Annotated in this window: 1 protein-coding gene and 1 pseudogene; both read left to right on the top strand. The window is 68.0% G+C overall.

Features of this window, described 5'->3' with window-relative positions; genetic code table 11:
* Window positions 1–342 (top strand): annotated as a pseudogene (locus ACZ3KP_RS40955) (phosphopantetheine-binding protein); the annotation flags it as partial.
* 176 nt (window positions 343–518) lie between these two features.
* On the top strand, window positions 519–1,864 hold a 1,346-nt coding region (locus tag ACZ3KP_RS40950), incomplete at its 3' end, for a condensation domain-containing protein (protein WP_467506227.1).

The following is a 1,864-nucleotide window of genomic DNA, read 5'->3' as shown; positions in this document are numbered from 1 at the left end:
CCGTTGACGCCCAACGGGAAGCTGGACCGGCAGGCGCTGCCGGCTCCCGAATACACCACGGATGCGTCGGGACGGGCACCGCGAACACCGCAGGAAGAAACCCTGTGCGGTCTGTTCGCCGAGGTCCTGGGTGTGGAGTCGGTGTCGATCGACGACAGCTTCTTCGACCTCGGCGGGCACTCCTTGCTGGCGACCCGGCTCGTACGCCGGATCCGTACGGCACTGGGAGTGGAAGTCACCGTTCGGTCGCTGTTCGGAGCACCCACGGTGGCTCTGCTGGCGACGGAACTCGCTTCGGCAACGACAGCGAAGGCGCGTCCCAAGCTGCGCCGTATGCGCCCCGTTCCGGAAGACGGCGAATGACGGCGCCTTCCACATGAGTGGTGAGAGTGGCGGGAGCTGAGGAGAACTCCACTGGCCCCGCCTGCTCGCAGGTTGTTCATGTAATCCGCCGCATAGGCAGGCGGTGTACCCCCTCCGTGTGAGGGAGCAAGCGAAAGGTCATTCCTGTGATTCCGGTGTCGTTCGCGCAGCGCCGTCTGTGGTTCCTGGGTCAGCTCGAGGGTGTCTCGGCGGCGTACAACATTCCGCTCGTGCTGCGTCTGACGGGTGCGTTGGATGTGGAGGCGTTCGGGGCTGCGCTGGGGGACGTGGCGGGTCGGCACGAGAGTCTGCGGACGGTGTTCCCGCAGGTGGACGGGGAGCCGCGGCAGGAGATCCGGCAGGGCGTCGGGGGTGTTCCCGAGGTGGTTGTGGAGGCCGTGTCGGCTGGTGACGTTGCCGCGGTGGTGGCGGAGGTGACGGGTGCCGGGTTCGATCTGGAGCGGGATCTGCCGTGGCGGGTGCGTCTGCTGCAGGTGACGGACGTCCCTGGTGAGTGGGTGCTCGTGATGGTGGTGCACCACATCGCGGCGGACGGCTGGTCGATGGCGCCGTTGGCGAGGGATCTCTCGCAGGCGTTCGCGGCGCGCTGTCGCGGTGCTGCTCCGCAGTGGCGGCCGCTCGAGGTGCAGTACGCGGACTACACGCTGTGGCAGCGCGAGGTCCTCGGCAGCGAGGACGACCCGGACAGTGTCATCGCCGCCCAGGTCGCCTACTGGACGCAGGCCCTGGCCGGTCTGCCGGAGCAGCTTGAGCTGCCAGTGGATTACCCGCGCCCCGCTGTCGCGTCGCACGAGGGTGCTTCGGTGGACGTGCATGTGCCGGCGGAGGTGCACGCGCGGCTGGTGGATCTGTCCCGTTCCTGCGGTGCGAGTGTGTTCATGACGGTGCAGGCGGCGCTGGCGGTCCTGTTGTCGAAGATGGGCGCCGGGGAGGACATCCCGATCGGGACGCCGGTCGCGGGACGTACCGACGACGCCCTCGATGACATGGTCGGGTTCTTCGTGAACACGCTGGTCCTGCGGACCGACCTGTCCGGTGATCCGACGTTCCGGGACGTTGTCGAACGGGTCCGTGAAGCGGATCTCGCCGCTTTCGCACATGAGGACGTGCCGTTCGAGCGACTGGTGGAGATCCTCAACCCGGCGCGCTCCATGGCCCGCCACCCCCTCTTCCAGGTCATGCTCGCCTTCCAGAACGTCGCCGAGCCCGATCTCGACCTGCCCGGTCTGAGCGTCCGCCAGGAACGCACGGCGCCGACGATGGCCAGGTTCGATCTGTCGTTCACCATTGGCGAGTCGCATGCACAGGACGGCACGCCCACCGGACTGCGTGGACGCCTCGACTACCGCACCGATCTCTTCGCTGCACGGACCGCCCAGGGCCTTGCCGAGCGCTTGTCCCGGCTGCTCGAAAGCGTCACGGGCGACCCCGACCAGCGGGTCCGGAGTGTCAGTGTCCTTGCCGGTGATGAGTTGCGGCG

It is taken from the genome of Streptomyces sp. NPDC020958, from assembly GCF_055562175.1.
Note: the sequence above shows the minus strand (reverse complement) of the source record. Positions and strands in the feature narration are given on the sequence as shown.